General features: G+C 40.3%; 25 protein-coding genes and 1 pseudogene. 4 read left to right on the top strand and 22 right to left on the bottom strand.

All coding sequences use genetic code 11. From position 1 onward, the window contains the following. Window positions 1–17 precede the first annotated feature (17 nt). The 22 genes and pseudogenes from LKO28_RS15570 to LKO28_RS15575 form a co-directional block, all read right to left on the bottom strand. Window positions 18–299, bottom strand: a pseudogene (locus LKO28_RS15570) (DUF3784 domain-containing protein); the annotation flags it as partial. A gap of 14 nt (window positions 300–313) precedes the next feature. Beyond that, window positions 314–811: a hypothetical protein gene (locus LKO28_RS07260; RefSeq protein WP_227694071.1), complete on the bottom strand. Its 498-nt coding sequence runs from the start codon at window positions 809–811 to the stop codon at window positions 314–316. Further along, window positions 801–1,871 carry a 6-bladed beta-propeller gene (locus LKO28_RS07265; RefSeq protein WP_227694073.1) on the bottom strand — a complete coding sequence of 357 codons (1,071 nt, stop codon included), beginning with the start codon at window positions 1,869–1,871 and terminating at the stop codon, window positions 801–803. Before LKO28_RS07265 ends, LKO28_RS07260 begins: the two co-directional genes overlap by 11 nt. A 143-nt stretch (window positions 1,872–2,014) precedes the next feature. Beyond that, complete coding sequence (locus tag LKO28_RS07270) at window positions 2,015–2,335, bottom strand: NVEALA domain-containing protein (protein WP_227694075.1); 321 nt, start codon at window positions 2,333–2,335, stop codon at window positions 2,015–2,017. Window positions 2,336–2,626: 291 nt separating this feature from the next. Beyond that, window positions 2,627–3,058 carry a hypothetical protein gene (locus LKO28_RS07275; protein WP_227694077.1) on the bottom strand — a complete coding sequence of 144 codons (432 nt, stop codon included), beginning with the start codon at window positions 3,056–3,058 and terminating at the stop codon, window positions 2,627–2,629. A 23-nt stretch (window positions 3,059–3,081) separates the two neighbouring features. Then, window positions 3,082–4,122: a BF3164 family lipoprotein gene (locus LKO28_RS07280; protein ID WP_227694078.1), complete on the bottom strand. Its 1,041-nt coding sequence runs from the start codon at window positions 4,120–4,122 to the stop codon at window positions 3,082–3,084. Window positions 4,123–4,287: 165 nt separating this feature from the next. After that, complete coding sequence (locus LKO28_RS07285) at window positions 4,288–4,527, bottom strand: NVEALA domain-containing protein (RefSeq protein ID WP_227694080.1); 240 nt, start codon at window positions 4,525–4,527, stop codon at window positions 4,288–4,290. Between the two features lie 510 nt (window positions 4,528–5,037). Further along, window positions 5,038–6,048, bottom strand: a complete 1,011-nt coding sequence (locus tag LKO28_RS07290) for a 6-bladed beta-propeller (RefSeq protein ID WP_227694082.1) — start codon at window positions 6,046–6,048, stop codon at window positions 5,038–5,040. 399 nt (window positions 6,049–6,447) lie between these two features. After that, the gene (locus tag LKO28_RS07295; protein WP_227694084.1) at window positions 6,448–9,117 is read right to left on the bottom strand and encodes a hypothetical protein; all 2,670 of its coding nucleotides are present in this window, start codon (window positions 9,115–9,117) and stop codon (window positions 6,448–6,450) included. A 163-nt stretch (window positions 9,118–9,280) separates the two neighbouring features. Beyond that, complete coding sequence (locus LKO28_RS07300; RefSeq protein ID WP_227694086.1) at window positions 9,281–11,212, bottom strand: TlpA family protein disulfide reductase; 1,932 nt, start codon at window positions 11,210–11,212, stop codon at window positions 9,281–9,283. 185 nt (window positions 11,213–11,397) lie between these two features. After that, on the bottom strand, window positions 11,398–12,801 hold the full coding sequence (locus LKO28_RS07305) for a hypothetical protein (RefSeq protein WP_227694088.1): 1,404 nt from the start codon (window positions 12,799–12,801) through the stop codon (window positions 11,398–11,400). Window positions 12,802–12,960: 159 nt separating this feature from the next. Then, a complete protein-coding gene (locus LKO28_RS07310; protein WP_227694090.1) occupies window positions 12,961–14,088 on the bottom strand; it encodes a hypothetical protein in 1,128 nt (375 codons plus the stop codon). Between the two features lie 316 nt (window positions 14,089–14,404). After that, window positions 14,405–14,698, bottom strand: coding sequence for a hypothetical protein (locus LKO28_RS07315; protein ID WP_227694092.1), 294 nt, complete (start codon window positions 14,696–14,698; stop codon window positions 14,405–14,407). A 67-nt stretch (window positions 14,699–14,765) separates the two neighbouring features. After that, window positions 14,766–15,788 (bottom strand): BF3164 family lipoprotein, encoded by a 1,023-nt coding sequence (locus tag LKO28_RS07320; RefSeq protein WP_227694094.1) that lies wholly within the window; start codon window positions 15,786–15,788, stop codon window positions 14,766–14,768. Window positions 15,789–15,864: 76 nt separating this feature from the next. Continuing rightward, window positions 15,865–16,107 (bottom strand): NVEALA domain-containing protein, encoded by a 243-nt coding sequence (locus LKO28_RS07325; protein ID WP_227694096.1) that lies wholly within the window; start codon window positions 16,105–16,107, stop codon window positions 15,865–15,867. A 372-nt stretch (window positions 16,108–16,479) separates the two neighbouring features. Then, entirely contained in the window at window positions 16,480–18,396 is a 1,917-nt protein-coding gene (locus LKO28_RS07330) for a transglutaminase-like domain-containing protein (RefSeq protein WP_227694098.1), read from the bottom strand. Window positions 18,397–18,415: 19 nt separating this feature from the next. Further along, a complete protein-coding gene (locus tag LKO28_RS07335; protein ID WP_227694100.1) occupies window positions 18,416–18,625 on the bottom strand; it encodes a hypothetical protein in 210 nt (69 codons plus the stop codon). 200 nt (window positions 18,626–18,825) lie between these two features. Further along, on the bottom strand, window positions 18,826–19,950 hold the full coding sequence (locus LKO28_RS07340; protein WP_227694102.1) for a 6-bladed beta-propeller: 1,125 nt from the start codon (window positions 19,948–19,950) through the stop codon (window positions 18,826–18,828). A gap of 97 nt (window positions 19,951–20,047) precedes the next feature. Next, the gene (locus LKO28_RS07345; protein ID WP_227694104.1) at window positions 20,048–20,278 is read right to left on the bottom strand and encodes an NVEALA domain-containing protein; all 231 of its coding nucleotides are present in this window, start codon (window positions 20,276–20,278) and stop codon (window positions 20,048–20,050) included. 245 nt (window positions 20,279–20,523) lie between these two features. Continuing rightward, complete coding sequence (locus LKO28_RS07350; RefSeq protein ID WP_227694106.1) at window positions 20,524–21,078, bottom strand: hypothetical protein; 555 nt, start codon at window positions 21,076–21,078, stop codon at window positions 20,524–20,526. Window positions 21,079–21,118: 40 nt separating this feature from the next. Continuing rightward, window positions 21,119–22,153 (bottom strand): BF3164 family lipoprotein, encoded by a 1,035-nt coding sequence (locus LKO28_RS07355; RefSeq protein ID WP_227694108.1) that lies wholly within the window; start codon window positions 22,151–22,153, stop codon window positions 21,119–21,121. Beyond that, the gene (locus LKO28_RS15575) at window positions 22,150–22,362 is read right to left on the bottom strand and encodes an NVEALA domain-containing protein (protein ID WP_227694110.1); all 213 of its coding nucleotides are present in this window, start codon (window positions 22,360–22,362) and stop codon (window positions 22,150–22,152) included. The genes LKO28_RS07355 and LKO28_RS15575 overlap by 4 nt, the downstream gene beginning before the upstream one ends. Window positions 22,363–22,538: 176 nt before the next feature. On the opposite strand from LKO28_RS15575, the gene LKO28_RS07365 reads away from it, so the two are divergent. The 4 genes from LKO28_RS07365 to LKO28_RS07380 are packed head-to-tail and all read left to right on the top strand — an operon-like array spanning window position 22,539 to window position 26,511. After that, entirely contained in the window at window positions 22,539–23,918 is a 1,380-nt protein-coding gene (locus LKO28_RS07365) for a sensor histidine kinase (RefSeq protein WP_227694113.1), read from the top strand. Further along, the gene (locus LKO28_RS07370; protein WP_227694114.1) at window positions 23,908–24,582 is read left to right on the top strand and encodes a response regulator transcription factor; all 675 of its coding nucleotides are present in this window, start codon (window positions 23,908–23,910) and stop codon (window positions 24,580–24,582) included. Before LKO28_RS07365 ends, LKO28_RS07370 begins: the two co-directional genes overlap by 11 nt. Before the next feature lie 40 nt (window positions 24,583–24,622). Then, complete coding sequence (gene pncB, locus LKO28_RS07375; protein WP_227694116.1) at window positions 24,623–25,795, top strand: nicotinate phosphoribosyltransferase; 1,173 nt, start codon at window positions 24,623–24,625, stop codon at window positions 25,793–25,795. After that, window positions 25,795–26,511: a class I SAM-dependent methyltransferase gene (locus LKO28_RS07380; protein ID WP_227694119.1), complete on the top strand. Its 717-nt coding sequence runs from the start codon at window positions 25,795–25,797 to the stop codon at window positions 26,509–26,511. Before pncB ends, LKO28_RS07380 begins: the two co-directional genes overlap by 1 nt. Window positions 26,512–26,636 lie beyond the last annotated feature (125 nt).

The raw sequence follows: 26,636 nt of genomic DNA on the forward strand, positions 1-26,636 counted from the left end.
TAATACTTCGAAGAAAGTACGATCAACAAATAGAATCCTAGCAAAGGATACAAAACACTATAAATAATCAACGGACTTTTGTCTACTGACTTAAACAAGACAAATCCTATCAGTAAATAGGAAATAGCCAGACATAACAAAAAAACGCGAAAGAACTGTACATAACCTTTTAAATCAAAGTTGTTCCGATCTATTTCACTTAATGTATTATACCCACTCAGAACATATTTAGCAGTTCTCTCATTAACTAACAGAAACACAAGGCCTATTAGGATAGTCAGAAAATATATAATACCCATTTGATAAAAATAATTTACACTATATAGTTATGATATGGCGTAATTGCAGCGCCTCGCTCATCCGCAAATATAAGCGTATGGTTTAGCCAGATTTTTGACCCATCATCACTGGAAAAATTAAGCTTCAGCCTTCTGGCATTTCGTGATTTTATCACACAACCGGCATAAACTACCGCATGTGGTGCCCCATCATCTTCAATAGCGAATATTTTATTAAAATCTATAACATTCTCTTCTGCTGCAACACGTCTACTGCGGACAGAGGATGGGAATGATAAAGAATCTAATGTAACAAACTCCTTATAAGTTATTAAGTCTTCTTTTCCAAAACTATCGAGATAATCTATATCTAAGCCGATCTCATCTTCTTCCGTTTCAAAAGGACCGATTACGTGCCAGTTCTTTAAGATGATTGCCTTTTCATCAATTTCATCTACAACATATATCGGTCCATCTGCACGACATCCCACTAATAATAGAAAACCAACTAAAAAAATATTCCTATTGGACATGCGTATTTTTCAATTTTTGTTTATAAAAGAGAAGGATAGGATTGTCGTCATTATTCACTTTTCCTACGGTTTTTCCGTTTTCCGCATTCTTTTGAATATTCTCTGTGTAGTAATCTGCAGAAACGATAAACATAATTTTAGCATCATCACCATCATGCGGATAATATTCGGTTAGCTTCATGGCTATAGCTTTTTCCTCGACGTATTTATCCCAATACACACGATTTGTATTTTTATCAAGAATAAAAATGCCTTCTTGGTTCGACCTGAATACAACATAGTCTTCTGTTTCCCGAATGGAGTGAATCCCGTATATCAATTTATTTTTCGATACTTCTCCAAAGAATTTCATGGGATCAGACACAGATAGTTCCCTCAAACTTTCACTAATATTTGAATTAGGGATAGCTAGCTCGTATACCGGTTCGAGCTTATTTCCATCGTAACTAGATAAAACAAAATTCAAGGGAGCTGCCAACCATAACCTTGCACTTTTTACAATAGGTCTGCCATAACTTCTTACAGGAAACTCAATTGTTTTCTCGACATCACCAATTTCTTCCCAGCTTTTATCGTCCAGATCAAATATTCTCACAAATTCGGGCTTGTATGCGTAGCCTTCCAACTTGTTAAAGAAAATCAATTTACCATCATAGCACGATAGTCCTTCGAACGTTCCATCGACATCCAAATCCGATATAAAATCTCCGGCAAGATTAAAAAACAGGACCTTGCCATAATCGTTGTAGACTGCAATCTGTTTTGATTTCTCATCAAAAGCGATATCTAGAACAGTCCGATATTCTCCAGGTCCCGATCCTATCCTATGTATGGTTTGTTCGATCCTTCCACCTTTAGCATTAATAATAAAAATGGTGTTATTCTGGCCAGACAATAAAATAACTTTGTCTTGATAACGGATCAAACGCTTAATGTCTGAGACCAAAAAGTCTTCATGCGTTTCTATACGAATAGCATCGGCTAATTCAAAATGGTTCCCGAAAAAGCCTTCTTCTGAAGGTGCTGCTGGTACTTCCAAAATTTCTTTTTGGACTTCCATATAAGTCTTATTAGAGGAGCAGGCTTGAAATAATAGAATTATAATAACAAAAAACTGGTTTATTCTCATCATAGTTACTTTTAGTTAAAACCTCCCAAATGAGAGTTTTCATTCGGGAGATATTCTCTATTCATGTATATCTATTAGGTATATTGACAAATTCCCATATGGGTGGTGCTTCGATAAGTGCCACCTTGGCATGGTAAAGTTCCATTACCTAAACAGGTTACCAGATAGCTACTTATAGAATATAGATTACCGCTGACGCATTCCGTCGTTCTACCCAAATCCGTGATAATAATCGATTCCGCACCGCCTGTATTCTCATTTTGTGCCAAGGCTTCTACATTAGCCAAGCTAAGAGCAGACAGCGCATCTTCAGATTCATTATTAAAATTCACATTAACTGCGGCTACAGCTGCAATCGCTACAGCCAGTATACCTCCGAAAATTTTCTTTTTCATTTTGAAATTTAAAGGAGCCTTAACAAACTCTTTTTTATAATATTGTTTAATCTTCGGGCGGAAGCCACTCCGCCACCACTGTATCTATCCTTTCAACAGTTTCTTATGCTATACAAGGTTTGATCTCAAATGTTTATCTTTGCCGCTGTACCTCCTTTGCCTCATTTTGCATATTTCCCCTAAGTTAAGCTCCTTGCTAAAAGAAAAAGAATTTTCACTCCATTCAATTCTTACTCAATTCTATCAGCAAAATTGGAATATTATTGTCTTCCGTTGTTTCTAAATCGTTTCTCACCACCACACTAGGCGCCCTTCTTCCATAGTAAATACACGTTCTTCCCTTCCTTTACTTAAGTTCTTTAATAAAAAAAGTGCGCCGCGAGGTGCATTATTATATGTTAAAAGGTTACTAGTCGCTACTTGCTCGCCCAATGAGATCCACTCACTGTCAAAGTAATAAAGATGATAATAATGTTCTTTAACCATGGAAGCATCAATGGGGTTCATTGTTCTTAAAACAGAATCGCCGTTTGCGATTGTATAAGCCCTTTCTTTCTCTCCGATATAAGAAACCCAACTATGTCCATTTACGCTAAAATTACCCCAACGGTCAATATATTCATAAGCTGCGGGCAACCCCAAAGCACGTAATACAGCTACATAATATACACTTAAATGCGATTTATCATCAGACCGATTGTTCACTAGGGCATATAATTTCATACTAATCAGATTGAAAAATTAGTCTATAAGTTCATTTCCACTAAAACATAATCCATATCTTTTGATAACGCTATTGCATATCCCTTTTCGTCATCGTCACGTATACAAAACGAATGGATTTTCCGGTCTGTTTTATAAGTATCTATGAGGTTTCCTTTTGGAGAAAACTTTAAAATATAACTATGAGAAACAGAATTTTTGTCCTTCCTTGGCATCCCCGTGTACAGTAAATAAAAATAATCAGCTGTAGCATAGATATCGGAAAAATACTCCAAATCTGTATCCGTTATCTGAACTACTCCACGCGAATTTATAATTCTTTTATATAGCCCATCGGAAAGATTAAGATCCATACGTTGCAACAGCTGTAAAGAATCTCCACTAAGTCTGTAAAAAGAAGCCTCACCTAAAAAATACGAAGCGAATGCCAAAACCTTATTCCCCTTATTATACGCGATATGTCCTTGACCCAACACATATTGATTTTCTCGCTCACTCAAGTCTTTAATATACTGCGGATATATATTATAATTTTTCACCATATCACCCTTATTATCAAACACCTTTATAGAACCTTTCTCATACGGTCCGGTAGTAACAAAACCCTCACCTGTCTGAACAATCCTATCTGCAATTCCCAAATCCAACAGTTTGCTTGGCTTCAGGTGTCCATTTACAAGATTGCCAATATCATATTCCATATGTTTACCGTTCTGCCGTTGCAGAACTGATAAAAGACCGCTCTCATTCGTTCTTGACAATAATAGAGGCGGAATAACTTCATCAGGCCCTTGTCCTACCTGCAATTGCCGTCCTAAAAACTGATTATTCTTGATGTCATAAAACGCTAATATCTTTTCTTCTATATTATCGGTAATGACTAGCGTATCGTTACAAATGGCTATTTGGGTTGGCTTGCCCAATAAAAAATCAATTGCTATCTCGTTGCTTTGAACGGGAATCGCATTATTTAGTAACTCTTTCGTATCATGGCTTTTTCGATTACATGAAAAAAGGATTATTGATGCGCTGAAAAAAACCTTTAAATATAGTACATTCTTCATTTTTTGAAATTCTGAGTCCACTTAATCACAGCTGAAACAACAAAGTCATCAAATATACAGGCGTACTTTGCGGTACCAGATTGTTAAGTTAATGACAATTCAACATTTTTAATTACAAGAAATACAGCCGTCTCTATTTTGAAGACGGCTGTACATGTTTACAGGTTAACAATAATACAAATTACCAGTTTGTCCATTAACGAGTTCATATGTACCACAAAGCGCGCCAGAACAACTGCTTGAACAGCTGTTCCCTCCTCCATTCTCCCCACTTGCAAGTGCCTCTACATTAGCCAAGCTAAGAGCAGACAGCGCATCTTCAGATTCATCATTAACATTCACATTAACTGCGGCCACTGCTGCAATCACTACAGCCAGTATGCCTCCAAAAATTTTCTTCTTCATTTTTTTTGAAATTTTAGGGGAGCTTTAACAAGCTCCTTTTTTTATAATACTGTTAATCTTCGGGCAGAAGCCATTCTACCCCACTGTATCTATCCTTTCAACAGTTCCCTGTGCTATACAAGGTTTCTTTCCAAATGTTTATCTTTGCCGCTGTACCTCCTTTCTTATTAGGGTGGGATAGCAGGCGGACAGGCTGTATAACTTTTTGCTGAGAGACCAGCCTGCCGCCTTACTTTTCCCTATAATTTCATTCTTTGTATTTTCTCTAAATTAAGCTCCTTAATAAAAGAAAAAGAATTTTTACAGCAATCAATTCTGACTCAATTCTATCAAGACGTACATAAAACACGAAGATATTTGTGAGGTTTACCAAGGGGTCTATGGCATGGGGCTTTCCCTTCTTTCATAAACCGTACGGTATATGTCGTAAACCGCACGGTTTATGGCTGCATTGCATTGCCATTGTTCACAAGGAGATTGTTCGCGTTCATTGCAATATAGCATAGGCATTTAGATCAATTCGTCAAGATCCAAATAGGCGAACTGTATCTCGCTATCTAAATTCAGAATAATTCTGTCGTTGGTTTCATCGTAACAAAAGTCGGCAATCTTATGTTCCGTTTCTACTGTCTTGATATAATGACCACTTGTATCAAAAACAATAAATTTGGTGGGAATATGATCCTCTTGAGAATGGTTTTCTCCAGCATAAGTTGCAAAAATATAATCCCCACAAAACGCTACTTTTCTGTAGTATGGTGTACGGCTCGACGTTCTATTGCCCCAGCCCGGCCCATATATTTCCGATTGGAGCTTTCCATCCAGCGTGTAAATAGTCATCAAATCATCGTAGGCATAACATTCTACAAACAATCCGTGTTTATCAGAAACTGCGAAGCTCACTCGTTTCTTACGTATTTCAGGATGTTCTTGACCAAGGGTTTCTACCTCACCTGTCCGCATGTTCCATTTGGCTACCGACTGCGTGAAATCATTCGTTCCTATCGGTTTTATAAATAACCCAATCGATACGGAATCACTTAACAGGTTGTATACATGTGGAAACAGCGCATTTTCAATCCTAACCTTCTCCGTCGGCATGTAAGTGGGCGCAGCCAATGCACTATCGATATCATAGCGAAATATCCGCTGCTTACCATGATCCGACACCCAGAAAGCATGATTATTTTTATCTTCTTCAATATGTCCTATAACCGCTATTTCTCCAGGACCCTGTCCGATATCGGTAATACTTGTAACATAGCGAAAATTATCCTTCTCCAAAACATGAATAAGCTTATCGGTAGATTTATGATCAGCTATCAGTAGATACTTATCTACAAGATATAAACGTGCTGTGCTACCGATCAAAACGTCTTCTATTACTATCTCTTTGATCACGCTTTCCACATTCGAAATGTTATCCCGTTTATGCTGATACAACCCAGAATCGGAAGTGTTGGAACAGGCCAGGCAGCCCGAGACGACGAACACCAACAAAGCTCTTTCTATATTTTTCATTCTTTTCATAACAACAATCCATTAGGTTTTTGTACTCGCACACCTATGCTTACCGCTCGCCATTTGACCATAAAACACAGGCGCAAAACTTACAATTGTAAATATTATATTCTCTTTATAAACAAATAAAGCAAAGAACCCTGAATGGAGAAAAGAAACAGACAACTCAATTCTGACTCAATTCTGTCAGCCGAAAGTTTTAAAAAAAATCCGCTCGTTTAAATTTATCCGGAAAGCGCTTTCACGAACATTAATGTAAAAGAAACAATTCTCAAGACGTTATTCTTGTTTATTCATATTGTGCATTTATTAATCTATATTTCTAGAGTCGTCCTTTACATCTTTATTAAATAAAACAACAAATCAATTTAAAATAAGGGAAACTCGGGCGAAATATCTTTAGCGGTCTTGCGGGATGGAAACCTCGAATTCTAACAGCTGTTGCCATATACGGCCCTTTATATCTAGCCCCTCTAATAGTATACAATATGTACCCGGCTCATCAGAAACATAAAAATCAAATTTCGTATACTTCCCCCTATTGATGACCAAACTGGGCTCCCAATGAATAGTCGTACGCAGATCTTTTATAGCAATGGGATCTGCATTGGTTCCATAAGCCGGCTTGTAAAAAGTCTTCGTCCGATACAGCCCTTCAGGACGTATAGTCGTTTTACCGCGCGGCACCGAGATTCGATTGAATCCCTCATTACCGGGTTTGGTCGTTATGTAAAAAATAAGCTTTTTGGAATCGACACCATAAAAACCGTTGGCAAGAACCTCTACGCTTTCAATTGCTTCAATGGGCAAAGACCGCACCTCGATCGAATCTATGTCCATACCATCCAAGACGTATACACCTATGTCTCCGATTGGCCAACCTGTCTCAGGATCCCAACGCAATACATTACCGATTTGATCCATTATATACTGCCCTAAGTGCGTGTGCCCTTTAAAATCATCTGCTGTAAATATATGGTCAGCATTGCCCGCACCATACGGATTTTTCGATCTATTGGACACCCTGTTCTGCCTACGGTTCACCTGCACCTCATCAATCATGATCGTTCCTTCCACCAGTCCGGCACGCCGCAACTCGGCATGACGCGCATTAGACGCCCTGATCTGATCCAATTGCAACGTATTCACATCGATTCGCTCCAACGGATGATTTCGGTTCGGACCGATTTCCGGCAGGTCCTCTTCCACTACGGAAATATCGATCCGATCCCCGCCCTTAGCGTCCCTTGCCGACAGAATAAAGGCCATACTATCGGGAAATAGCAGACCGTTAAATTCGAAATACCCGTACTCATTGGAGATGGTCTCCTGATATTCCAAAAGACTGCTTGTCGGAAAGAGTTGCACCGTCGCGCCAACTTCGGGCGCCTGCCTGCCTAATTTCTTGGTATGGCCGGCAATCCTTATCCCTTTCTCAACACTGTACAGAGGTTGTTCTGTCGTTTTTAGCTCCGTCCAATCGATATTACGCCAGCCCTGCGTGAGCATCAGGTAATCCAGATCCTGCCTTTTGATGTTCCCGTTGGCAAAGTAAGATCCCGGTTTCTCGATAAACCCCTTTATATCGGAGCTGAGCAGAAGGGCTGACAGGATATTTGGAGCTTCTTCCAGTTCACCGCTATCTATCTTACCCAGGTGTAACACGCTAGCGGAGAAGGCACCGATCAGCAGGCTGTCCGCTTCGTTGTGTGTTCCGATTTCTACCGTTACTTTTTCTCTCGTGGAATAACTTTCTTTATCCAACGTAATCGTTATAGGCACCTGTTTTGAAGTACTGTAGTGAAAAAACGGCCGCTCGGCAATCGGCTTAAATTCGTTGTCCAGAACGCTAAGCGTGAGCACCCCGTTGGGCAGATCGGCCGTACCCGCCGAAAAGACTACTTGCTGCCCCGTCACCTGCTCGCGTGATGCCAGGTAGGCCCTGCCCAGATGGTGGACTACAAAATAGATTTCCCTGCCATCGACCAGATCATCCGAAAGATTCAACTCGGCTGTCAGCCGCCCTTCCTGAAGGTTGTCCAGCATCAGCGAATAGCCCGATGTATATACAGGAGGCACAGCAATTTCTTGAGACCTGCCGTCTTCAAACTTCGCAACCGCCCGAAGCGCACTGCCTGAAATAGGGAACAGCGTTGTAGCCCCCATTCCCAGTTCATTAGTGCGAATATGGGTCAGCGTATCCGCACCGGACAGAAAAAAAACCTCTGCCGCTACCCCCAGCCCGCTAGCGTCAGCCGCCTTCACCGCAACACGGTTTGTTCGGTCTGCCAAGAGTTTTCCCCTTTCCGGCAGTAGCTGTATGTCATTTCGCTTTAGTGCTGGCACAGTTTTGAAAACCTTCTGAACCGAACGACCGTCGGATGTCTCAAAACGATACCGTACAACCGCGTTTTCGTGACGACTATTCAATGTAAGGGACACCGTACCTTCCACATCTGTACGCCCACGCTTCTTCTCTACCACTTTACCTTCATTCAGGATTTCAAACTGTACAGCCTTATTAGCAAGAGGGGCACCCTCCAATTCCGTCAGGTTGATCGTATAAATCTGTCCTTTGGCGTCTTGTTCTGCAGCCGTATAAGTCAGCACCTTATCCGAACGCCCGTTACTGATCGGTATCGTTCGGTCGTAGAAGAATGCTTCATCGCTATTTCGCATCCAGTTGGTATAGGCCCTCAATCGGTAAGAACCCTCGGTAATCGTATCGTGCAGGGCGATATCCGCCAGGCCAAGTCCCATTACCAATGGAATTTTGATCCTGCTGACGACCTCCCGCGTAGGATTAATCAATTCAATATACGCTAGGCCACTTAGGTTAGACAAAAGATTATCGACTCCCACCGTGCAGTAGGCTTTGATCCAAATGGTATCACCCGTTGTATAACTCGGCTTGTCCAAATGCAGGTAAAGCTTTTCCTGAAGATTCACCCCGTGGTATTCTTGGCCTTTACCGAGGACTGCATGGATGTCCTGTGCATAGCCACAGCTAATTCCCCAAATGACGAGAATAAGAAATGAGCGCTTTAACCTAGCGTATATTATACCCACTCAAAACGTATTTAGCAGTTCTCTCGTTAACTAAAAGGAACACAAGGCCTATTAGGATAGTCAGAAAATATATAATACCCATTTGATAAAAATAATTTATACTAAAAATAAGCAGTTTATCGTGATTTCAGAAAGAAACAGACGTCTCAACGCTATCAGCCGATCAATTATCCAGAAAATCCGCTCTTTTAAATTTATCCGGAAAACGTTTAACGAAGTCAGACTTCCAGTTACGCATAATATATTTATCATCTAATATCCTACCTTCTGCATCAACCAGGATATAACGTGGAATCCCATTGAATCGGAACAGCTCGCGCAAGGCCAAATATTCGTCGTCGCTGACTTTGTAGGAATTGACCATTTTTTGCTTTGCCGTATACTCCCGATAAAATTTTTCACTCGTGCTCTGGTCCGTTACAAAAAGAAAAGCAAAATCCGGGTGATCTGCATATTTCTCCCGATCGGCTAAATGAGCTTCGATACCTGCCCGACAAGGTGCACACCATTCCGCCCAAAAGTCCACAATCAACACCTTGCCTTTATATTTATCCGCTATACTTTTAAAGACTTTCGCACCATCGGTATCCGGCAACTCGTAACCCGCTCTGCGAGTTTCCAAATAATCGGAGTAGTCCTTTATATTTCGAACAACCGTGGGGCGTTCGATAAGCTCTTTTTCCACAAGCTTATTGCCGAAATCGGGGAGTTGTTTGAGCATGACGGTAATATGTCTGCCTAAGGCGATATCGTTTATCAAACCCATTTTCGCTGTCTCAGGCTGCGTCAATGTGGAATCCTTAAAGACAGACCGGATGCGAAATGGGTCTGCATATTCATAGCGGTTGATAAAAACTGAAAAATCTGAAGACACCAAGTAAGTTTGCTTATTAAAGTCCAGTTCATTAACAAAATCATAGTAGTCATCCGGCAGTGGCATCTTCAGTATCTGGTTAGCCGTATCCTGCTTGCTATAATAATCTCTATTGCTGGCATATTCAAAAAAATAAGTGGCATAAACCATATCGAGCTGTGCCTTGATCAATGACGAAAGCTTCGCGTCTACATTACTCGCCAACAGAACCGAATCAAAATGTAAAGACTCCGCTTTCCACTGGTTTAGCCAAGTATTTTTAAACTCACTCGGTGCTACCTTTTTCTGACTATCAAGTAGCTTTTTGTAGTCCGGTCTACGGGTATCTATCGCAAATAGACTTTCATTAAACTCACCCAAATCACCTAAATACTGCGTATGTTGCCAAGTATAGCTTCTGTCTCGATACCGATCACCCTGTAAAAAATCTCCCCAGTCCAGTAGTAGTCCTATGGTATGTCCTGGCTCAGCATAAAACTCAATAGTTTGATCATTGATTACTATAGACGTTATTTCGGGATACAGTGCTTCATATGATACTTCAAAAGTACCGTTTTCATAAATCCTCGCCGTAGCTGGAAAATCCTCTCGTGTGAACAGGTCGCTTTGGTAAATGATACCACTGGAAAAGCCCAGCCGCGGATCATAACCTTTAATATACCCGACGATACGTACCGAATCTCTTCCAAAAAAGTCATCCCCGTCATAGGATGTCAGTACCTCGGGGGTTTCAGCCTTTGCCAACTCGGCATGAACCCATTCCAACGCTTCTTTTTCTTTTTGATCATCCGATCGTTTGCGGAACTGCTTTGCTTTCCCATCTAGATTGATCCCATAAATATACGTTCTCTCCGCGTCACCAAAATCAATTTGCTGAACATGTGCAGGCAAAGGATCAAATATTAAGGTAACGAGTGTGTCGCCAGATTTGGGTGTCCGAAGTTTTTCATCAAATGCTGCACCGGCAATTCCTTTCGGATATATTCTCTGCTCTGAATCGACTGCTTTAATAAAGTTTTTTTTGGAAAACATGCTCCACCACCCTGGAATGAACGTGACATGGACATCCACAAAGGTGGCAGTATCGACAGTTCGAACAGCCGCGATATGATAAATACCCGAATTTTGCAGCTCTACCGGCAGATGTTTAATCTTATCGGCTTGACCGTGAGCTATAATCGAGAAAACTACTAGAATCAATAGGAGGAGTTTCTTTTTCATAACTTGTAACTTAATGATTACTATAATATTTTTTTAGGTTTAAAGAAACGATTCCATCGGCACGTATTCATAAAGGAATCCTTAGACATTCAAATATAAGCTATTTTGCCCACAGTATGATCGCTTTTGAGTTTACCACAGTTATACCTTACGTTATTTTCAAAACCAGTTTATGCTAAAAAAGTTTAATAGAATCGAGGCATTTCAAATACACTTTCCTTCCGAATATTATCCCAAAACACAAAACTTTGCCACCCGTTATAGATCAGGTTTTCCAGAAAATCTTTTGCTATTTCACTACCTGCAGTCCCTATCCTCAAACAAAAATAATTAGCGTTGAGAGGCTCCGTATATGCATACGAAATATGACGAGATCGATTACCTTTATATCGAGATCTGAAGGAAATTGCTTCTTCTTCCACGTCTATAGTTTGTTGAATCCAATTGGAGAAAAAAGATTCATCATGATTATCAAAATAAATAAGGTGTTTATCGGACATCTGTGAAATACCTGCCGATGAAAGAATTATAGGAGCCTCAACGCCATAAGCTTCCTGCCACAGGGAATCAAAGTCGTGTATTGCGCGAAGGGATACTTTGTCAGGTTCCTCTGGCAATACCAACGCAAAACGTTCTCTAAAAACGGCGTTGATGGGTATCTGAGTCTTTTTTCTCGCAAAAACATGTTGTCGGCCTGCTTCAGTTTTGTGAGCTGATTGCAGAAAAAACTCGTGTTCCCCAACTATTGTTAACGCCTGAGCTGGAATCAGCTGTCCGTTCCATCGGATTTGTATCGTCGCGAGATTGGCACAGTCTAAAACCTGCGTATTGAAAGAAAACTTTGCTACATTGGAGGTTTTTATATCCAGTATATTATTCTGGAAAGAATATTCTACATCTGCAATCCCCACACCGTTTTTCTCTGCAATATAAACTCCATAAACCGTGTCTCGATAGACTGCATATGTCGAAAATTTTCGAACAGGGCTAATGTGATCCCGATTAAGCGAATAGAAAAAATCAAATACTTTACGCATCGATTCAGGTTCCGAAATCATTTTATAATGCTTGAGCATTCCATTTACAATTCTTGTACCTTTCGCGGCTTCGCGTTGATCATCCCACTCTATCCTACCCTTTTTCTTTTTCAGCCGATCTATTAGTTTTCGAGTAAGAGAAGGTTGCGACTTATAGTCATTCTTTGATTGCAGGAAAAGAATGGGTTTATCTTCTATATTTTCACTCATCGCAAATAGATTATTTGAAACGCCAGAAAGGTCAGCGGTTTCATCTGTAAAGTTCACCGGTGCCAAATCTGGACCTTCAACTGCGATGGCCGCAAACAGATCCGGTCGCCGAATAGCCGACAATAACGCAAATAATCCTCCAGAACAGTCGCCGTAAAGATAAACCCTATCTTTATCGATAGGATATATATTGCTTACATGACAGATATTATCCTCAATTGATCTAGTCACAATCGGCGTCATATTATATTTTTCGAATATACGCGCACTTGTCCATAGCACTGCTATTCCCCGTTCTTCCGCAAATTTGGATATATAGGACATTCTGTTACTATTTGCCATTATGGCCCCAACATATAACTTATGTTTACCCGTGACATACGGAACAGCGACGATTAAAGGCATGCCAGAAGCTGATTCTTTTAAGACTTTGGGAATATAAATTATGTAATATTCCTCCGATCCATCAATGGGTGAGATGTAGCTTTTCAACTGGAGACCTCAGAGCATGCTTTCATTGATAGGCCCCTTAGTTGCTTTATGAACTATCTCAAGGATTTTATATATACAATAAACGATCTTCCTTTCCAGCTCTATATCTTGTCTCTTAGCATTCGTCACCCACGAGGCGATTAGATGGTCGCTCCTCTTGACATAAGGTGATAGCAAATCGAACGTCTGTTTATTATGGCGATATTTTTCCAATATCTTATCCCGATGGTAAACTTTATCCAAGCCCCCGTACGCAAAGAAGCCATCTAAGGTATCCGCATCGAGTACTAGTGTGTATCTATATACGCCTTCTTTTAAACCTTTCAGCGAAACTTTAGGATATTTATCGAGCGCCAATGTTTGTTCCATTACGCGATCATCATCAAAATCATATATAGTAAGCTTTGATGGGCGGGTGGCAGGCAGAAAATCGAAATCTGAAATCCGAAATTCTAAACTGTCTTTTGACGACAGCAATGGATTAACACAATTCCCGTAATAATCAAATATCAGTGCATTATATCGAACATGCTCTATAGTGGCTACTTCCAAGCTAAATTCCCATTCATTTTGACCATTTGAAATTTCTGCGACTATAACATTATCGCCTTCTTCCAAAAAAATCTTTTCAACAAACTGATTTTTTCTTAATCCGCGCGAACCTTCTGTTGTTAGACAAAGCGCATCGTTCACCCATAAACGAATATTATCGTCAACACCGACGAGAAAAGCAACCTCACCAGCCTTATCAGTGGTGATGACAGATAGTGCATAGGTAACGCTATTTTCTCTATCGCCGTATAAATCAGCAAAGTCTATTACAAATCCTTTTTGTTGCTTATATAAGGTATCGATCAAGTCTTTTTGTTCTATTTCATGATTTAAATTGTGCAGTGGCGACGCCAATGTCAGTATGCGATCAGCGTTAGTAGTATCATTGAACGGCCCAATTATTCTCCAATTGAGGATTGGGATTTCAGGATTCATATGCGACAACTCTCCGATAGAGTTTCTAACATCTATATTTTTATCAATACAAGAGGATAGCAGAATAAACCATGGTAATATCAAAAAGTATGACATCCTCATATGGAAACGCGAAGTTCTATTATCTTTTTCGAAAATTATCTTAGACATAGATATATATTAATATAGCCGAGTAATATGGTCATCGACACATGACCGGAATAAATATTACATGCACTTTAGTCTACGTTCGCAAAGAATTAGGAGTAACGTGGTAAGTCACAGAGATTAAATTAGTTCAGGCGATGGATATCGATAATGACCATTTGATTGGATATACCCTTTCTTCGTAATTTGTTAAAGAAAAATATTTCTTACTCCAATCAATTCTGAATCAACTCTATCAGGCAGCATTTAAATCATATAGCTGACGATAGAGATCACGACCCAAAGGCTAACCTGTCGGTATAATTCCCCTTACGAAAGTTTATTTACTATCCTTTATTTTATGCTCAAAATCCTCAGTTGTTTCCACAACAAAAATGTCCTTAACTTTTTTTGCGAACTTCCCTGTCTTTTTGCTATAATTCAATTTTGTCTGACTATCTTTAACTTGTTCAATTCTCTTAATTTTAGACACATCTAAACGTGGAATCAATATATTAATAGTGTCACCGAGATAATACTTGTTATTAATCACATAAAGAATCATCAAATCCTCTGTTTTGGGTGTAATAACGATGACACTCTCTTTTTTTTCCTGCATCTTGGTTTGAGACATAACTGCGAATGGTAAAAACAATAGTACGCATGTGTAACGAGAAAAGTATTTCATAATCAATATTTGTTTAAAGTTCATATTCTGCTATTTCATATCCGTTTTCATCTTCATACAAGGCATATAGATGGTGTTCATTGCAGGTTACGGAAAAAGCCTGCTTATCTAGTTCTATTTTATTTATAAGCTCTCCATCCCATCCAAACACATGGACTTCGTGGCCTTGGTAAAAATTTGTCCCCCGGACCTGGGGCTTTCCAGAATAAAGTGCATAGACATGATTTGAATTGGACGATATGGATAAATATCCCCAGCGCGTCTCCTCTGTCGGACTGAAATTAGGAGAACCATTATAATTTTTCGTGGTGTATTCGGGTAAAAAAACATGATGTTCGTTTATAAGTTCTGCTGTGTATTTATCTAAATCAAATACATGAAACTGTATATGCTCCCCATACCGCATCGCAACAGCCGCTTTATTCTTTTTCGGGTCAGTTGTCAGCATAGATTGGCAGGCGATGCCTCGTACGTATTCCGGTACACCTTCCTGTAGCTCTATTGGATACATTCCCAACCGCTCGATAGTTTCTCCTTGACTATTTATTAACGCGAATCGATTGTCAGGAAAGACACCAACCGCAATAAAAAGATCTTTACCAATCTTCTTCACATCGATGATTCCTGCCTCCATAATAGAAATGGCCTCATGGGGCTTATAATCCGGCACCATAAGAGTATCCATATAAAAAGAGAATAATTTCATTTTAGACGCATCATATAGTAAAAACTTGTTAGACTCGACTATTGTAGGACCGGGGTTAATTAATTCACCAGGTCCTTGTCCTGTATATCCGGTATAAATAGGATTTTTAAAATCACTTTCTAAATTAAATATAGTCAATTTAGTTTCAGCCTGGTAATCCCTGATTATCAGGTACTTATCAAGTACATCAATCGCATAGGCCTTTCCTAAAGATTCTGTAAAATTCAAGTCTTTAGATTTCAAATATACGCGTTCGGATGAGTTCGGCCGCTCGCTTTTAATACATCCCCATACAAATAAAACAAGAAATAAATATGTTAATTTTCGCATATCAGTTTGTTAAAGTCCATCAAGCATCATCATCTACGATAATGCTTGATGGAGCTAATTATCTAGTTATTCACTATTAATAAGGATAGTGGGAATACGATGAAAAAATGAGTGTCCCTTGCCAATATATAGCACAGTATCCTCCTCCAGAAGTACATCCCGTATAACCTCCTCCACTCTCGCCATTCGCCAAAGCTTCTACATTAGCCAAGCTAAGAGCAGACAGCGCATCTTCAGATTCATTATTAATATTCACATTAACTGCGGCAACGGCTGCAATCGCTACAGCCAGTATGCCTCCAAAAATTTTCTTCTTCATTTTTTGAAATTTAGATAAGCTTTAACAAGCTCCTTTTTTATAATACCGTTAATCTTCGGGCAGAAGCCATTCTGCCCACTGTATCTATCCTTTCAACAGTTCCTTGTGCTATACAAGGGTTCATCACAAATATTTATCTTTGCTGCTGTACCTCCTTTCTTATTAAGGTGGGATAGCAGGCGGACAGGCTGTGTAACTTTTTGCTGAGAGACCAGCCTGCCGCCTTACTTTTCCCTATTGTCTCATTTTGCATGTTTCCCCTAAATTAAGCTCCTTGCTAAAAGAAAAAGAATTTTCACGCCATTCAATTCTTACTCAATTCTATCAGCAAAATTGGAATATTATTGTCTTCCGTTGTTTCTAAATCGTTTCTCACCACCACACTTGACGCCCTTCTTCCATAGTAAATACACGTTCTTCCCTTCCTTTACTTAAGTTCTTTAATAAAAAAAGTGCGCCGCGAGGTGCATTTTTATATGTTAAAAGATTACTAGCCGCTACTTGCTCGCCCAATGAGATCCACTCACTGTCAAAATAATAAAGATGGTACCGATCCCCCGCATCAATAAAATTCCCGTCATTCTTTGGAAGAATCTCCACCCGAGCGATTCGTTTTGCTGCCTCCTCTAATCTTGCTCCTATCCAAGCCTCCCCTGCTTTGGTTGATACACTTGTCAGTCCATTTTTATCAAAGGCTAAGGAGACAGTATCTTTTATCCCATATCCCATCGCTTCTGCAATTGAAATTTCTTCATCTTGCTCGTCAAAAAACTTAAACTCCGCTACGGCGGTACGGGATTCCGGCGGACAGATATATCGCACGTATCTTGCCATAATAGCCGGCTTTGCTTCAAACGACAGCAACCCCATAGGTGTTTCTTTGATGGTATGGATATTGGTAGGGTTTCGAAAATCTTCCGTATCCGACACTTCGATCTTAACCCCCTTCATTTGACGCCACATCGCAGGCCAGTGACCAAACAAAGGATATTTCCTTCTTAAAATAAGTGTATCAGTGTCGGATAAGTGGGGCGCCAGCCAAACTATTTTATTGTCGTAGTCGATATAAAATGGTCTGCCGATTTCCTTTTTTTGCCCATTTTTATAAAATGTAGGCAAATAGACTATACTATCCGCCAAACCGTCAAACGACACAGTGCCTCCACCCGTCTTTGCAAAAACAAATTCTTGCCAATCTTCACCTGTCTTAAAAAAAGACAACGAAGCATACGCATATCCCGACGCATTTAGATCAATCGTGCCATTCAATCCATAATATGGAGAAACATCTTTCTTATGTGTTCCACTTTGTTCTAAATGAGCGTATTGATCGTTTAGAAGAAGTTGATAGGTATATCGGTAAATTTTATAAACCTTTTTCCATCTACTAATGTTAAAATCCTCGTGATGCGGATCATAATGTTCTTTAAACATGGAAGCATCAATGGGGTTCATTGTTCTTAAAACAGAATCGCCATTTGCGATTGTGTAAGTCCTTTCTTTCTCTCCAATATAAGAAATCCAACTATGTCCATTTACGCTAAAATTACCCCAACGGTCAATATATTCATAAGCTGCGGGCAACCCCAAAGCACGCAATACAGCTACATAATATACACTTAAATGCGAGCATGCACCCATCCTGATATGATCCATCGTTAGGGGGTCAACATCCCCACTGAAATTGAAATTAGTTTTTCGAGTATGTTCCTTCAAATAATTCAATAGTGTAGCAAACGCTTCTTTCGGATCAGCTATGCCTTGAACTACGTGTTTATATTTATTATACAATGTTATCCTCCAACCGGGCACAAGTGCTTCCTGACGCACCTTATAAGGAAGCACATACTCTTTAAATACATCAAATGGTATCGTCCGGCCCCAAGGGACCGAGTCCCTAATACGAAAGGCATCTTCAATATCCTGAATTAAAAACTTACTTTCAACTTGATTTACATCATGCGAATAATGAATATCGGCCCCAGTCCAAACCTTGTTAAGTTCGTCGATTTCTATCGGCATCGTCATTGCTTTCAACTGTTTACTGTACGCTAGATAGTTTGCATCATCCATACTTATGTGTCCAGGGATATTTTCCACAATATATTTGGCCGCATCTAAATATTGTGAAAGACGCTTGTCTTTAGAAAAGTGCGTTATTACCTTTTCTAATTCAATAGCGTTATCTCCTGCTGTTGTAAACGCCTCTTCCAGCTTGTTTATTGAAGCAAAGCGGCAGCTACAAAATACTATCGTACTTACTAAACAAAAAAATTGAATATATTTCATTGTAATATAACATAGGCATTTAGATCAATGCGTCAAGATCCAAATAGGCAAATTGTATCTCGCTATCTATCACGGTTATTTCTCCTGAACCTTGTCCGATATTGGCAATACTCGTGACATAATTGAAATCATTCCCATCAAAAAGATGGATAAGCTTATCCGCAGATTTATGATCAGCGATTACCAGATAATCATCGACAAGATATAGACGAACAGTGCTTCCTATCAAAACATCCTCGATCGATATTTCTTTTATATCGCTTTTTACATTGATAATATTATCTCGTTTATGCTGATGTATTCCAAAACCAAATGAGCTAGAACACGCCCAACTTCCTAATATGATGAAAACAAAAAACTTTCTTTTATTTCGACTTCATTTCATTTTTTAATTCTCGTAGCAAGAGATAGCCTGACGCTTCCTTATCACTACCAAAGTTCTGCTACACATATCACGTAACTGTCATTCGCGATATGGTTACGTACATCAACTGGAAGATCAGCTTCATTTAAATTAGCGTATTTACCTGGATAGATCAGTGATACTATACTATTATTTCGAAAATCGCAGATATCGCTTATATCACTTTCTGCTATATCTCCGTAAAGATAAATCGTAAGTTTTTCTCTATTTATCAAGAAAGGTTTTGTCTCGGTTCGATCCCAGAGCGTTCCGATAATATATTTGTCCGTTATTATAGTCTGGTTCTTAAGACACTGATGTTTTTCCTCGATTTCATTTATATGATTTTCTATGTCCTTTCTCCACTCGGACGGAATGCGGTTCGGTCCGAAATCGATATAATAGGCTTTTTCAAGCTCTCCATTGTGTGACAACATATAAATAAAGTCCTCAATCGGTTTATTATAAAAAATATCGGATCCGTTAGAAATAAAAGAGTAATAAGATATCCAGTAGCTATCATCGTAGTATTCATCAAAATCCAAAAATGAATCTTTGATATTTAGATCTTTATCCGCGATCAATAGCCTCTTACCTTTTGTTTCGGGATGTGTGTTCCAAGTCGAAAGTCCCATCAGCAGTTCTCCGTTATTAAGGCAGTGGATGATATCTACTTCAAACGGCAGCTTTTCAGACGATATAAACTCACCTCGGCTATCGTAACGCATTAATTTATCACTAACGCCATCAATCATAAAAATATTCCCTTCAGCATCCACAGCGAAGTCTGTTATCTGTACGTATTCTTCCGGCCCTTGCCCCACCTTATGGAGAGTATTGACACCCTTGCCTTTTTGGTCAAATACAACAATCTTCTTCTGGCGCTTGTCCAGTATATAAATATTATCCCTAAAAAGCACTTTATCGGCTCCACCGAATAAATGGTTTTCATTCGGATCAAGCTTGATATATCTTTTATTCTTCACAATATTTTCTACAGGGAATGTTTCAACCTTTTCATACGAAAATTTCGACCACGAAATAGTATCAATCGGGATATCTAAATCATGATGATAATCCTTTGTATTATTATTATTTATACAGCCGTTAAGAAAAAACAAAGCTATGAACGACAAAAAGTATATTTTCATTTTATCAAATTTAGATATTAGCTAATTTTCACATAAAAAAGCTTAATACCCGCGTCGCCAAAATAGTAGCAGCAACGCAGGTATCTTCAATTATTGTTTATTGACATCCGGAGGTATCTTTACAGTTCACAGTATTAGTGGATTGACAAGTACCATATGTTTTTGGTCCTCCGCACGGAGATCCATTCTCCCCACTTGCAAGTGCCTCTACATTAGCCAAGCTAAGCGCAGACAGCACATCTTCAGATTCATTATTAAAATTCACATTAACTGCGGCAACCGCTGCAATCGCTACAGCCAGTATGCCTCCAAAAATTTTTTTCTTCATTTTTTAAAATTTAGATGAGCTTTAACAAGCTCCTTTTTTTACAATACTGTTAATCTTCGGGCGAAAGCTATCCCCCCCACTGTCTATCCTTTCAACAGTTCCCTGTGCTATACAAGGTTTCATCTCAAATGTTTATCTTTGCCGCTGTACCTCCTTTCTTATTAAGGTGGGATAGCTGGCGGACAGGCTGTGTAACTTTTTGCTGAGAGACCAGCCTGCCGCCTTACTTTTCCCTAATGCTCATTTCATTTGTTGGTTATTATTGTCGTTTTATACATATCCCATAACCTAGGATTCAATGTAGGATTACCAATGGCTATTACTTTATTGCGCTTATCCAATAAAAAGCATTGATATTCCATTTCTTCCGCAAGCCGGTTTTGCTTTTTCAAAGTACCTGTATTATCCAAGAACACGATCTGCTCCAACCGATCCCGCCGCAGCAAGTGCGCCAGTTCCTTCCGGTTTTTCGGCTGAAAATAAAAAGCAAAATCTACCTCGCCTGGCGCTATAGAATCCATTTCATGAATATAATGCTTCCACAACATTAGGTTTAGCTTACAACTGGTACAGCCTACAGAATCTGTATAAACTAACATCTTATACGGTTTATTTTCACGCGGTGGGCAGACCGTGTCCTGTCCCATATACCAACAGTCTACATCAGCCGGGAGGAGAATTTCTTTTCCTATCCAGTCGTTCACGATTTTCTCTGCAGAATCGCGTTTACTTTCCTGACAACTTATTAAGAATAGCCCTACGAGTATTCCGTATATAATCCGTTCTGCATGTTTTTTCATAATTTATTCATATTAGCTCACGTTGTTTTACTTCCATTTTCTAGTTAAATACGTATTCCACAACAGGCTGATTACTATTGACATCCAGGCCGATCATCTTACCACTCACCTCATCAATATGAAATCCCGTGATATGTCTATCTAGTACATATTTCCGGATGGGCTTCCCTTTGAGATCAAATACGTGTACATAACGACCACCTTCCTTATGATCCTCAGGTCGCTTTCGTATTTCCTCGAAAGAAGTGCCCCAAAACAGTGCATAAATATGTTCTTGCCCTACATGAATATCACTATACCCCATAATTCCCGTCGGTACCGCATAGCCTCCTCGATTTTCGAACCAAGGCGCGCCTTCGTCCAGCCCTATCCTTTCTACCACACGCTCATTTTTTAAATCATAGATTTCGATCACCTGTCCCAATTGGGTTGCCATTGCTAGAATGCCATGATTCGGGTTATAACTGATAAATGAGCGCCAAGCCTGCGCCAATACAATAGGACTTTCTTTTTCTGTGGATGACGGTATCTGAAAAGCATGTTTCAGGATCCCGCCCTGAGCGTCTACAAATGATATGCGATGTCGTCCGGTATAATCCGGCACAATAAAAACCGAATCATTTAATCGATCGAAATCCAGCGTTCGGATAAGCTCTTTATCGAGATTGATCTGAACAGGCTGTCCGTCGATCTGTTTCGCTAATTTGACGATTTTACTTTTATTAGCATCGAGCGTCCATACATCCCCCCGCTCGTCTATCCGTATATTTTCCGTTCCTAGAAATTCTGCTGGTGCCTCCCCCCGATGGGCCAGACTCGCAATGTGCCGCATGTCCTTTTGCGTAAACGAATGAATATAATAGCCCGACGTGTGTATGTCCATTATGTAAAGGATGTCATCCTGCAACCGAACGCGGAAAGGATACCGCAAGTAAACACTATCCGGTATCGCTTTTTCCTCCCCCTGTAGGGAAATAGTTTCGGGAAATACCACCGCCTCTGTATGTGCCGTAGCATTACAAGAAGTCAGGGTAAATCCCAAACCTATTAAAACAACAGTGTAAATTCTTTTCATTCTACGTATAATACCTTATCGCCACTATAGGGGCAATCAACACTTGCGTAAAACCAACAATTACCATTCCCAGCTTCACCTTGCGCTAAGGCCTCAATATTCCCTAGAGTGATTTCGCTTTTGTCGCTATCAAATCGAATTTGAAAATTCGCATTCATAGCAATACAAATTACAACGAGACAGGTTAGTCCAATTAAATACGTCTTCATAATCTCATATCTTTTAATTTATTTTCACCAAATTAAGGGCTTAAATAAAAGAAAACGATTTTTGAAGCAACTCAATTCTGACTCAATTCTATCAGTTCGAAATCATTAGACAAAAATGCTTGAATAAAGACTTTTTATATTGCCTAAAAAGATATAAATTCACGGCGTTAACTAAAATGCTACTATCCGCTAAACACATACGAACCATCACAACGCTCATTCTGTTGATTATTTTAGCAGGACAAGCGATATGGGTACATAATTTATATGAGGCACAATATCGGCTCGTTACACAGGTAAAAGATGAAGCATTGCAAACCGCCATTCTTCGGGAACATAGCTATCGATATGAAGCCATGGGTGGGACGATTGTCTCCAATCCACGATTCCCTGCAGGAGATACATCTCGATATATTACCAAGACCATAACATTAATAGATACCTCTTTTCAAGTACAATTTGACCGTTACGATCCTTATGGCGATGTTAAGCTCAGCCAATTCATCCTCAAAGACCACATGCCGCTCAACATCAATATGTTAGACAGCATCTACAGACTCGAGCTTTCCGGCAGGGGCGTAATAGAAGCAAGCACTTATGTTGAATACATTGACGTAAAAAACAATAAAGTCCTCCAAAACTCAAAAGAAGGCCAATCAACTGACGGCTACACCGCGTCCGAATTAACCATCATCGATATTTTTGACACACTCGGTGTTAAAGGATACATACAGATTCCATTCTCCGCTATCGTCACCAAGATGGCGTTCCAGCTTGTTTTAACGGCGGTGTTAGTGATCATTTGCGGTTTCTTCCTGACGATAATCATCCGAACGTTTTTCTTAAAGGAGAGAATAGAAAAAATGAGGCAGGAATTTGTCAATACCATGACACATGAGTTTAAACGGCCTTTATCGGTTGCGGTAACCCAGCTGGCATTGATCCCTCATTATCTCCAAAACGGAAACACAGACAAAGTGCAACGATATGCCGAGCAAAGTCTGTTAGAATTGCAAAAGCTCAATACCTATACCGAACGCATACAGAAGTTGAGTAATAACAATCGGGGAACGATCACACTAAACAAAGAGCCCATCAACCTCGACACATTTTTTGCTGCACTCGTTGATAAATATGAAGCGGTAAAAGAAAAGTCGGTGGCCATAAATCTTCATATGAACACCCCGCAAACTACTGTTTATGCGGACCTGTTACATTTCGCTAACATCATGGATAACCTCATTGAAAATGCCATTAAATATTCAAGGGAAGATGGGGTACAGATCGATATCCACGTTTCCGATGAACAGAATAAGCTGAAAATAAGCGTTAAAGACAATGGGCTAGGCATCGCCGAAAAAGATCTGCCCCGGATTTTTCAGAAATTCTACCGTAGCGAAGATAAATCTATACGGCACAAAACCGGCTTTGGCCTCGGCCTGACTTATGTGAAGGCGCTGGTCGATGCACATGCTGGAAAGCTAAAAGTAAGCAGTAAAATTGGCGTCGGAACGGAATTTATTGTATATTTCCCCATACAAGACGATGCGGAATAACGTTTTAATTATAGAGGACGATAAAGAGCTGGCACACACGCTGAAGGATTTCTTTGAAGAAAATACCCTGCGTGTTTGGCATGCCGCTTCTGGGGAGGAAGGGCTATCGTTATACCATAAAGAGAAGCCGGATCTAATTGTACTGGATGTAATACTGCCCCATAAATCTGGATTTGATGTAATTGCAGAAATCCGGGATAAAGATATAGCAACGCCTATCATCATGATGACTGGGACAGAATTTGATGAAAACAGCCAGGTTAAAGGATTTAAGCATGGTGCAATCAACTATGTGCAAAAACCAATTCTACCACAGGTACTATTGGCACAAATAAAAAACCTATTGGCGCTCCCCCCAGATCTCTTACAATATAAGATTGGCGGGATGACGATACGCCTGCATGCCCAGTACGTGGAGTTTGATGCAAAGTCGTACAAACTCCGGGAAAAGGATATACAAATACTAAGCTTTTTACTAGCCCGCCGAAACCAAGCCGTTGATCGGGAAATTCTGCTCAAACAGATATGGAAGGACGACCGTACCTACAATAATAGTCAGTTGGATAGTGCGATGTCGCGTATCAGAAAAGTACTGGAGAAATACCCTGCTTTAGCGATCCACACCATTTACGGCAGTGGCTATATGCTAACCGATAAAATTTAATTCCTTAACTTCATGGTAATTTTACATTAAAGGCTCCCACATGGCTAAGCTCAATTCGATACTCGACAACGACTTTTACAAATTCACGATGCAGTTTGCGGTGAGCAAAATGTTCCCAAGGGCGCAAGCGCGGTACCAGTTTATCAACCGTGGCCAGCACCAGTTTCCCGAGGGTTTTGACCACCGGCTAAGAACTGCGATCCATGAACTGGCAAAACTCAAGCTTACCAAGGCAGAAAAAGAGTTCCTACGTATAAGATGCCCCTATATGGACCCCACTTATCTGGATTTTTTAGCGGGTTACCGTTATGATCCGGACGAGGTGCAGGTGGAGCAATCCGGCGGCGAACTATCCGTAAGCATAGAAGGATATTGGTACCGAACCATTCTATGGGAGGTTCCGATTATGTCGCTCATCTGTGAACTGTTTTATGAAAGCAGTGAACAGCCCCGGATCTCCAACGATGCCGTACGGGAAGTGGCAAAGGAAAAAATGGCTAAATACGACAGACTGGATATTACCGTAGCCGATTTTGGCACGCGAAGAAGGCATTCCTATGAGGTACACGATCAGGTAATCCGGACGCTGAAGCACCAGCCCTCCAAAACGTTTATCGGGACATCCAACGTACACTTTGCCATGAAGTACGAGACGACGCCCATTGGCACGCATGCACACGAGTGGTTTATGTTCCACGCTGCCAAATACGGTTATAAAATGGCGAACTTGCTGGGCTTGGAACACTGGTCGGATGTCTACCGGGGCGACTTAGGGATTGCACTTTCGGACACCTATACCACGGAGGTCTTTTTCAAGCAATTTGATAAAAAACTATCTAAACTGTTCGATGGTGTGCGGCACGACAGTGGCGATCCGGTTACCTTCGCCGCCATGACGATAGCCCATTATCAGCAACAAGGCATCGACCCGCTATCAAAAACTATCGTTTTTTCGGACAGTTTACATTACGACAAAGTCGAAAATATTGTGCACTTCTGTAAAGGGAAAATAGGTTACTCTTTTGGCATCGGCACAGATTTCACCAACGATGTGGGCTTGCCCCGCATGAATATCGTTCTGAAGATGGTAGAAGCGAAGCCGGAAGATGGCGAGTGGACGGATGTGATCAAACTCTCTGACGAACGCGGCAAGCACACCGGTAACCCATCCGAAATAGCCATCGCCAAACAAATACTTAAAATAGAAGATTAATGGAACGCGACGTATACGGAGAAGCCCTGTATGATTTTCATGTGCTCGGCGAATTAAAAGAACCTTTGCTGCTGCACAGTAGCTACGGCGATATCGAGGAGATGCCGGTAGCCGTTTTTTTTCGGGACGCCGACGACTTTCCGGAATTGGAACATATCGCGCTCGCCCTTTGCGACGGGCATGTATTGGATGTAGGTGCCGGTGTGGGGAGCCACGCCCTTTATTTACAGCAGCAAGACTTTGACGTAACGGCACTTGAAATATCCGAAGCGGCCTGCAGCATCATGAAACAACGCGACGTGCAAAAGATCATCCACGACGATTTCTTTGCCCTGGAGGAAGGTAATTACGACACGCTCCTTTTCCTCATGAACGGCATCGGTCTGGTGGGTACGATCGCGGGTCTAAGAGCGTTGCTCCGGCATAGTAAAAAACTACTCTCCGATAAAGGACAGCTACTCTTTGATTCGTCAAACATCGCTTACCTATACGAGGAATACCGCATCCCGAAACCGGAACATTATTTCGGCGAGATCCATTTCCAATATGAATATAAAGGGCATAAAGGAAAACCTTTTCATTGGCTGTATATCGATCAACAAGAACTCATTAAAATCGCCCGGGAGGAAGGTTGGGTCGTACAGATTCTTTTTGAAGACGATAATGATCAGTATTTGGTTCGCATGGAACCTCTTTCTTCTTCTTTTTCTCCGTGAAAAAGAAGCAAAACCGAACAAAGTGAGCTCATGGATATAAAAATAAACACTTATCCATAAACCTCCTCGCTTCGGATGTTTGAGATAAGGGGTCGTACTAAGGATGAGTTTCTTCATACCTCAAA

It is taken from the genome of Sphingobacterium sp. FBM7-1, assembly GCF_020687765.1.
Taxonomy (GTDB): domain Bacteria; phylum Bacteroidota; class Bacteroidia; order Sphingobacteriales; family Sphingobacteriaceae; genus Sphingobacterium.

What these genes read in the sequence shown, in the direction of transcription:
- LKO28_RS07260 (WP_227694071.1), bottom strand. Translation starts at nt 811, where the DNA reads ATGTCCAATAGGAATATTTTTTTAGTTGGTTTTCTATTATTAGTGGGA.
- LKO28_RS07265 (WP_227694073.1), bottom strand. Translation starts at nt 1,871, where the DNA reads ATGGAAGTCCAAAAAGAAATTTTGGAAGTACCAGCAGCACCTTCAGAA.
- LKO28_RS07270 (WP_227694075.1), bottom strand. Translation starts at nt 2,335, where the DNA reads ATGAAAAAGAAAATTTTCGGAGGTATACTGGCTGTAGCGATTGCAGCT.
- LKO28_RS07275 (WP_227694077.1), bottom strand. Translation starts at nt 3,058, where the DNA reads ATGAAATTATATGCCCTAGTGAACAATCGGTCTGATGATAAATCGCAT.
- LKO28_RS07280 (WP_227694078.1), bottom strand. Translation starts at nt 4,122, where the DNA reads ATGAAGAATGTACTATATTTAAAGGTTTTTTTCAGCGCATCAATAATC.
- LKO28_RS07285 (WP_227694080.1), bottom strand. Translation starts at nt 4,527, where the DNA reads ATGAAGAAGAAAATTTTTGGAGGCATACTGGCTGTAGTGATTGCAGCA.
- LKO28_RS07290 (WP_227694082.1), bottom strand. Translation starts at nt 6,048, where the DNA reads ATGAAAAATATAGAAAGAGCTTTGTTGGTGTTCGTCGTCTCGGGCTGC.
- LKO28_RS07300 (WP_227694086.1), bottom strand. Translation starts at nt 11,212, where the DNA reads ATGAAAAAGAAACTCCTCCTATTGATTCTAGTAGTTTTCTCGATTATA.
- LKO28_RS07305 (WP_227694088.1), bottom strand. Translation starts at nt 12,801, where the DNA reads ATGGCAAATAGTAACAGAATGTCCTATATATCCAAATTTGCGGAAGAA.
- LKO28_RS07310 (WP_227694090.1), bottom strand. Translation starts at nt 14,088, where the DNA reads ATGTCTAAGATAATTTTCGAAAAAGATAATAGAACTTCGCGTTTCCAT.
- LKO28_RS07315 (WP_227694092.1), bottom strand. Translation starts at nt 14,698, where the DNA reads ATGTCTCAAACCAAGATGCAGGAAAAAAAAGAGAGTGTCATCGTTATT.
- LKO28_RS07320 (WP_227694094.1), bottom strand. Translation starts at nt 15,788, where the DNA reads ATGCGAAAATTAACATATTTATTTCTTGTTTTATTTGTATGGGGATGT.
- LKO28_RS07325 (WP_227694096.1), bottom strand. Translation starts at nt 16,107, where the DNA reads ATGAAGAAGAAAATTTTTGGAGGCATACTGGCTGTAGCGATTGCAGCC.
- LKO28_RS07330 (WP_227694098.1), bottom strand. Translation starts at nt 18,396, where the DNA reads ATGAAATATATTCAATTTTTTTGTTTAGTAAGTACGATAGTATTTTGT.
- LKO28_RS07340 (WP_227694102.1), bottom strand. Translation starts at nt 19,950, where the DNA reads ATGAAAATATACTTTTTGTCGTTCATAGCTTTGTTTTTTCTTAACGGC.
- LKO28_RS07345 (WP_227694104.1), bottom strand. Translation starts at nt 20,278, where the DNA reads ATGAAGAAAAAAATTTTTGGAGGCATACTGGCTGTAGCGATTGCAGCG.
- LKO28_RS07350 (WP_227694106.1), bottom strand. Translation starts at nt 21,078, where the DNA reads ATGAAAAAACATGCAGAACGGATTATATACGGAATACTCGTAGGGCTA.
- LKO28_RS07355 (WP_227694108.1), bottom strand. Translation starts at nt 22,153, where the DNA reads ATGAAAAGAATTTACACTGTTGTTTTAATAGGTTTGGGATTTACCCTG.
- LKO28_RS15575 (WP_227694110.1), bottom strand. Translation starts at nt 22,362, where the DNA reads ATGAAGACGTATTTAATTGGACTAACCTGTCTCGTTGTAATTTGTATT.
- LKO28_RS07365 (WP_227694113.1), top strand. Translation starts at nt 22,539, where the DNA reads ATGCTACTATCCGCTAAACACATACGAACCATCACAACGCTCATTCTG.
- LKO28_RS07370 (WP_227694114.1), top strand. Translation starts at nt 23,908, where the DNA reads ATGCGGAATAACGTTTTAATTATAGAGGACGATAAAGAGCTGGCACAC.
- pncB (WP_227694116.1), top strand. Translation starts at nt 24,623, where the DNA reads ATGGCTAAGCTCAATTCGATACTCGACAACGACTTTTACAAATTCACG.
- LKO28_RS07380 (WP_227694119.1), top strand. Translation starts at nt 25,795, where the DNA reads ATGGAACGCGACGTATACGGAGAAGCCCTGTATGATTTTCATGTGCTC.